At 66.9% G+C, this 6,860-nt stretch carries 7 protein-coding genes and 1 pseudogene; 4 read left to right on the top strand and 4 right to left on the bottom strand.

Annotation, left to right across the window (positions count from 1 at the left end; all coding sequences use genetic code 11):
- Positions 1-465: hypothetical protein (locus ACRDUX_RS21540; RefSeq protein ID WP_526416309.1), on the top strand; the 465-nt coding region annotated here is incomplete at its 5' end.
- On the opposite strand, the gene ACRDUX_RS21535 is transcribed toward ACRDUX_RS21540, so the two are convergent.
- Entirely contained in the window at positions 440-1,375 is a 936-nt protein-coding gene (locus ACRDUX_RS21535) for a ketopantoate reductase family protein (RefSeq protein WP_526416307.1), read from the bottom strand. The genes ACRDUX_RS21540 and ACRDUX_RS21535 overlap by 26 nt on opposite strands.
- A complete protein-coding gene (locus ACRDUX_RS21530) occupies positions 1,372-1,974 on the bottom strand; it encodes a TetR/AcrR family transcriptional regulator (protein ID WP_526416305.1) in 603 nt (200 codons plus the stop codon). Before ACRDUX_RS21530 ends, ACRDUX_RS21535 begins: the two co-directional genes overlap by 4 nt.
- Before the next feature lie 130 nt (positions 1,975-2,104).
- On the opposite strand from ACRDUX_RS21530, the gene ACRDUX_RS21525 reads away from it, so the two are divergent.
- Positions 2,105-3,031: an NmrA family NAD(P)-binding protein gene (locus ACRDUX_RS21525; protein ID WP_526416303.1), complete on the top strand. Its 927-nt coding sequence runs from the start codon at positions 2,105-2,107 to the stop codon at positions 3,029-3,031.
- 70 nt (positions 3,032-3,101) lie between these two features.
- On the opposite strand, the pseudogene ACRDUX_RS21520 reads toward ACRDUX_RS21525, so the two are convergent.
- Positions 3,102-3,740: pseudogene (locus tag ACRDUX_RS21520) on the bottom strand (nitroreductase family protein); the annotation flags it as partial.
- 4 nt (positions 3,741-3,744) lie between these two features.
- Positions 3,745-4,158 carry a VOC family protein gene (locus tag ACRDUX_RS21515; RefSeq protein ID WP_526416301.1) on the bottom strand — a complete coding sequence of 138 codons (414 nt, stop codon included), beginning with the start codon at positions 4,156-4,158 and terminating at the stop codon, positions 3,745-3,747.
- Positions 4,159-4,385: 227 nt separating this feature from the next.
- Here ACRDUX_RS21515 and ACRDUX_RS21510 point away from each other — a divergent pair, with 227 nt between their 5' ends.
- Both ACRDUX_RS21510 and ACRDUX_RS21505 read left to right on the top strand, forming a co-directional pair.
- Complete coding sequence (locus ACRDUX_RS21510) at positions 4,386-5,378, top strand: TerC family protein (RefSeq protein ID WP_526416299.1); 993 nt, start codon at positions 4,386-4,388, stop codon at positions 5,376-5,378.
- A 47-nt stretch (positions 5,379-5,425) separates the two neighbouring features.
- A partial coding sequence (locus tag ACRDUX_RS21505) for an amidase (RefSeq protein WP_526416297.1) occupies positions 5,426-6,860 on the top strand: 1,435 nt, incomplete at its 3' end.

Below are 6,860 nucleotides of genomic sequence, written 5' to 3'. Positions count from 1 at the left end.
TTCTACCGCCATTTCGAGTCCAAGGATGCGTTGATCGCCGAGGTGGCGCAGACCGCCTTCGTCGAATCCGCCCAGCGGTTCGCGGAGAGCGCGAGTCGCGCGGGTCTCACCGGAATCGTCGAGATGTTTCTCGCAACGGCTCATCGGGACACCCCGAACGGTGGTTGCCCCTCGGTCGCGTTGAGTGCCGACGCCGCACGGGGCGACCGCAGGCTGCAGGGTGCCTATGGTGACGGGATCGGGGCATTGCTCGCGACCATCCGATCGACCTTGACCGACGCCGAAGACCCCGAGGCGTTGAATCGTGAGGCGATGTCAGTGCTTGCCGAATTGGTCGGCGCGATCACCATTGCGAGAGCAACGGCGGCCAGTGACCCCGACCTCTCACGTGAGGCGCTGGCTGCCGCGCGGGACGCGATCATGGCGCGACACAGTGGTCCTACGAAGGCGGCCGAGCCGCGGTGAGACGCTGGGCCTGCAGGCCAAGGACGACGAGGACGGCGTCGAGCAAGGGCGTGGCCACCCCATGCCGTCGAGCGCGCTTGGCCAGGTCGGCAAGGACTGCCGTCTCGACGGGGCGTCCGGCACGCAGATCCCGGAACATCGACGGTCCGAAGTGCGACGTCGGATCCAGGAGCAGGGTTTCCAACGCCGCGTGCACGCCGACCGGCAGTGGATGTCCCTCCGCGGCGGCAACGGTCCCCACTTCGGCAAGGACATGCCGAGCTACGTCGGTACCGCCTGGCGTGCGGGCGATGGGTCCGATGACGTCTCCGAGGAGGCAGGTGAGCACTGCGGTCGCGGTGATGAAGGCGAACTTGTTCCACATCGCGGACACGATGTCGTCGGCGATCGTGACGGTGATGCCGGGTGCGGCCAGCTCAGCTCCGATCGCGGTGACGACCTCTGTTCGGCGACCGTCGAGCCGACCGATTTCGAAGTGGACGCCGGGTTGCACCTCGTCGATGGCGCCGTCGGCGCGAAGAGACGTCGCGAGCCTGGCAGTACCGCCGAGAACGAGCTCCTCCGAGTACGCCTCGGTCAGCTCCGACAGATGCGCCATTCCGTTGATGATCGGAAGGATCCGAGTCGTGGTGCCAACGGCCGGAAGGATGTCGTCGATGGCCGCCGTCACGACGTCGCTGCGAACGGCCATCAGCACGAGGTCATAGGCGCCGTCGAGTTCGTCGCGGGTCACCGCGGTCACCGGCGTCGCGGTGAACGCACCGTGTGGATCGCGTATCCGCAGGCCCTCGGCGGCCAGCCGCGAACGCGTGGCAGGGCGCACCAGGAAGGTCACGTCACGGCCGCCGGTCACCAGGGCGGCGCCGATGTAGCCCCCGGTGGCTCCCGCTCCGACGATCAGCGTTCTCACCTGGTCCGCCTCTCGGTCAGCGCATCGTCGATCAACGTCTCGGCTGCGGACCGGGCGGCCGCGAACGGGGCTACGTCGTTCAGCGAGGTGGACAGCGCCGCCGCTCCTTCGAAGACGACCGCGATCTGGTTGGCGAGCCGCCGTGGATCCCGGGCTCCCGCTTCTGCTGCGACGGTGACGAGGCGTTCGATGAAGGCGCGCTTGTGGGCATGCACGACGCCTTCGACGTTCGGCATGGTGCCGGGGGCCTCCACGGCGGCGTTGTGAAATGCACAGCCCCGCAACCGATCTGACGCGGTACCGTCGAACAGTCCGAGCAGCCGTTGCCGTGGGGGCTCCTCGTTGCGGCCCAGCGCGCGCTCCATCGGGTAGCCATTCCCGTCCTCGAGATCGCGCAGATAGTGCTCAACCAGGTCGGCCTTGCTCGGGAAGTACTTGTAGAACGTGCGTTTCGACACCGATGCCTGCTCGGACAGTCGGTCAACTCCCGTCGCGATGATGCCGTCGCGATAGAACAAGTCGGCCGCGGCCGCCAAGATGCGCTGCCGCACCTCGCCACCGCCTCGAGCCGTCGGCACAGTGTCGGAAACAGCGGTCATCGTCCGAGTATACAGATCGGTTTACATTTACGGAAAGGATCTGTAGCGTCGGACCCGTTGAGTACACAGATCGGTTTACCGACGATGAATGGAGTACACAGATGAATGGACGACTGACGGGTGCCGAGCAGTGAGCGCCGACGTCTACCTGATATCCGGGGCCACCGGCAAGACCGGGTCGTACGCCGTGGAACTCCTTCGCGCACAGGGTGCGTCAGTCAGGGCACTCGTCCACACTCGAGACGAGCGCTCGGAGCGTCTTGCCGAGCTGGGCGCCGACGTGGTCCAAGCGGATCTGTTGGACTTCGGCGCGGTGAGTTCGGCGATGGCCGGCGTCACCGCCGCGTACTTCTGTTACCCGATCGACCCTGGCGGGCTGTTGGACGCCACCACGATCTTCGCCCAGGCTGCCAGCGAAGCGGGGGTGCGCGCGGTGGTCAACATGTCCCAGATCTCCGCCAGGCGAGATGCCAAGAGCCACGCTGCCCAGCAGCACTGGTTGAGCGAGCGGGTGTGGGATCGCACCGCGATGATCACCACCCATCTGCGGCCCACGTTCTTCGCCGACTGGCTCATCTGGCAGTGGTCACGGCGCGACGACCTGGCAACGCTGCGCCTGCCCTTCGCCGATGGCCGTCACGCGCCGATCACCAGCAGCGATCAAGGCCGCGTCATCGCCGCCATCCTGACCAATCCGGCACCGCATGACCGGCAGATCTACCCGCTTCGAGGGCCGGTCGAGCTGAACCACGATCAGATCGCCGAGAGGATTTCGAAGACCCTGGGCATCCCGGTCCGTTACGAGCCGGTCGACATCGCGACCTTCGGTCGGGTGCTCGCCGTGCAGGGCGCTACGCCGTTTCTCATCCAACATCTGAGCAACGTGGCGCGGGACTACCGCGACGGCATCTTCGCCGGCGCCGACAACCTCGTCGAGGTGATCACCGGCCACGCAGCAATGACCGTCGAGGAGTTCACGGACGCCAGCCGGGACGCCTTCGAACGCCCTGGCCAGGAAGCGTCCTGGGAGGAACTGCGCAGCGGGGCGGCGCACTGAGACCGGTCCGACGGACGGCCCGTACGGCAAGATATCGCCGGCCCGAGGCCTCATCCGGTCGAGGGGCACCGACGATGCCGGTCGCGGACTGGCCCCAGCGGTCGAGGTACACGGCCTCGCGCAGCGGGCGGCGGCGCACCTTGCCGTGTCGACCCTTCGGCCAGCCCACGACGACGTGTCCGGCGAGCATCCAGTCATCCGGCACGCCAACGGCTTCCCGCAGCAGCTGCTCGCCCCCGTAGGAGGCCCAGCTGGTGAGACAGGCGCCCAGACCCTGCGCCCTTGCGGCGAGCAGAAAGTTCTGCATGGCCGGGAAGATCGAGCCGCCGAGCAGGAGTTCGGAGGCCGTCGGGAAGCATTTCTGCGTGAACAGCACGGAGACGAACTCCGCGGCCCTGTCGTGCAGTTCGTAGGTGGCGCGGTTGGTGCGGGCCGAGCGGCTGTCGTCGTCGGGGGCGGGGCGGGTCATGCCGTACACCGGCTCGATCACTTCCAGGGCGTTGGCCGCGGCCCTCGCGACGACGGCGCGCTGCTCGGGCGAGGTGAGCACGACGAACCTCCAGGCCTGCGCGTTGGCCCCCGACGGCGCCCACGTCGCCGCCTCGAGGCACCGGTTCATGGTGGCGTCGCCGACGGGACGTGTCGAGAAGCGACGCATCGTGCGGGCAGTCGACATCACCTCCCAGACATCGCTGCTTGCCTCCGACATCGGGTTACAGCGTCCCGAACAACTCGATGGAGTTTCCGTCGGGGTCGGCGATGAACATCCACCCCATGCCGGGCACCGGCGCGAACTCGGTGGGAGGCTCGACGATCTCGTAGCCCGCGGCTTCAACCTTGGCGGCGACGTCGCGGAGGTCACGGACACCGATCGTGAAGTACCGCAGCCCCGCCTGCGCCCGGCCGCCGCCTGGAGCCGCTGGCAGCGGTGGCGGCGTGGCGTAGCTGACGAGCTTCACGACGCTCGCGCCCAACGCGTAGCGGCGCTGCGATCCGTCGGCGAATTCGATCTCACCCTGCGGCTCGAGCCCCAGGAACCCCTCATAGAACCCGACCATCGCGTCGAGGTTCGTGGTCACCAGGCCGATCTCCACGCTGGGGCTCAGTAGGTCCAAGATCACCGTCACTACCTCGAATCGCCGTCGGTGGTTGACACCATATGCGTACCGCAAACGCGAAGCTCGATTTCCCGCCGCCCACAGTCTTCTGACAGACTGTCCGGTGAGGGGAGTATTCCTTCGTCACGGCGTCGTCATCACGTTGTCCATCGTTGGGCAGCCGGTGCCGTGAATCGCACCTCGTGCGATGGCAGAGACCTCGGCCGTTTTGTCGACGTCCGGAGGCAGTCACTTTTATGCAAGTCACGCAGATCGAATGGATCGTCACCCTCGGGGTGACCATGGCCGTCCTGCTGTTCGACATCATCTTCATCGCACGCAGGCCCCACGAGCCGACGTTTCGCGAGTGCGCGATCGCGTTGACGGCCTACATCGGACTGGCCGTGGCCTTCGGAGCCTGGGTCTGGTACTCGCACGGCAGCCAGTTCGGCGTCGAGTTCTTCGCGGGCTGGTTGACCGAATACAGCCTGTCGATCGACAACCTGTTCATCTTCTTGATCATCATGGCGAGCTTCAACGTGCCCAAGAAGTACCAGCAGGAAGCATTGCTCGTCGGCATCATCCTGGCGCTCGTCTTCCGTGGCATCTTCATCGCCCTCGGCGCGGTGGCGATCGAGCAGTTCTCCTGGATCTTCTACATCTTCGGCGCGTTCCTGGTCTACACCGCGGCCAAGCTGGTGCGCGACACCGACCACGAAGACGACGCGGAGAACACCGTCGTCAAGTTCGCCCGCAACCACCTGAGCCTCACCGACGAGTGGCACGGCCTCAAGCTCTGGATCAAGAACAACGGCAAGCGTCTGATGACGCCGATGTTCCTGGTTATCGTGGCGCTCGGCACCACCGACCTGCTGTTCGCGCTGGACTCGATCCCCGCCATCTACGGCCTCACCAAGGAGCCGTACCTGGTGTTCACCGCCAACGTCTTCGCGCTGATGGGACTGCGACAGCTGTACTTCCTGCTCGGCGACATGCTCAAGCGGCTGGTGTATCTGTCTCAGGGCCTCGCCTTCATCCTGTTCTTCATCGGCGTGAAACTGGTGCTGCACGCGCTCCACGAGAACGAACTGCCGTTCATCAACGGTGGCGAGAGCGTGCCGGTGCCGGAGATTCCGACGTTGCTGAGCCTCGGCGTCATCGTCGTCACCCTGATCATCACGACCTTCGCCAGCCTCTACAAGACCCGGGTCGTCGACAAGAAGCCGGACTCGATCGAGGAGTCGAACTAGCGCCGTCGAGTTGCCGAAACCGATGTCAGGCTTCATGATCCGCACTAATGGACTCCCTACACGCCGGCCAGCTGGCAGAAATCGATGCCATCGGTCAGGCCGCACTCGCCGCGTCGGGTGAGCTGACCGCGGTCGAACTACTCGAGGCCGCGATCTTCCGGCTCGACGCCGCACGACAGCTCAATGCCGTCATCACCGACCTGTTCGACCGGGGTCGAGCCCAGGCCAGGGCGCTCGACGACGCCGGGGTGTTGCGCGCCGGAAGCGCAGGGCCCCTGGCCGGAGTCCCGTTCCTGCTCAAGGACCTGGGGGCAGCCCTGGCCGGGACGCCAGAGGCGATGGGTTCGCGGGCGCTGCGCACACACGTCGCGACCGGGTCGGCATGGATCGTGGACCGGTACCTCGACGCCGGGCTCGTCGTGTTCGGCAAGACCAACACCCCCGAATGGGGCAACCACTGCACCACCGAGCCACTGCTGTTCGGCCCGACGATCAACCCGTGGTCTCCCGACGTCACCCCCGGCGGGTCCAGTGGCGGGTCGGCCGCGGCCGTTGCGGCGGGCATCGTGCCCGCGGCGTCCGGCGGGGACGGCACCGGCTCCATCCGGGTGCCCGCAGCGTGCTGCGGGTTGGTCGGGCTCAAACCGCGTCGTGGCCGCAGTTCGTTCGCACCCGACGGTGGCCAGGGCATGGAGGGCCTCGTCAACGGTCACGCGTTGACCCGCACCGTACGCGACAGCGCCGCCCTCCTCGACGTCATCGCCGGAGAGGCCATCGGTGACCCGTACTCGACACCCCGTCCCGGGACGCCGTTCCTCGAGGCCATCGCCGAACGGCCCGCGGGCAGGAGGATCCTGACCACCACGGACTCGCCGTTCCCAGGGACGCCAACGCATCCGGACGTCGTCGCCGCCGTCGAGTCCTCTGCCCGCTTGCTCGACGAGCTCGGACACCACGTCGACACCGGCGCGCCGACGTTCGATCCCGACGTGGTCGCGGACGCCATCGCCGTGCTACACACCGTCAGCAACGCCGAACTGCATGCCTTCGCGACGCGTCACCTCGGCCGCGAGCCCGAAGAGGACGACTTCGAGCCGAGCACCTGGGTGATGATGCGGGAGGGGTTCAGCACCACCGGCGTCGCATACGCGGAGGCGATCGGAGCGGTCCACGCCCAGACCCGCCGCTTCGCTGCGGGGATGGCCGCCCACGACGTGTTGCTGGTGCCGACACTGCTCACTCCCCCGCCGCCCTACGGCTTGCTGAATCAACCGCGCGGCACCACGCGGAAGTTCTTCGACGTCGAGTTCGCGACGACGGGCTGGACCACGATGGCGAACGTCACCGGTTGGGCGGCGATCTCACTGCCGCTCGGCGTGACGTCCGACGGGCTGCCGATCGGTGTTCAGCTGATGGCAAGAGATGAGACGGTCCTGTTGCAGCTCGCGGCACAACTGGAGGCGGCCGCTCCATGGGCAGGCC

The sequence above is a fragment of the Mycobacterium sp. genome (assembly GCF_050701675.1).
Lineage (GTDB): Bacteria > Actinomycetota > Actinomycetes > Mycobacteriales > Mycobacteriaceae > Mycobacterium.
Note: the sequence above shows the minus strand (reverse complement) of the source record. Positions and strands in the feature narration are given on the sequence as shown.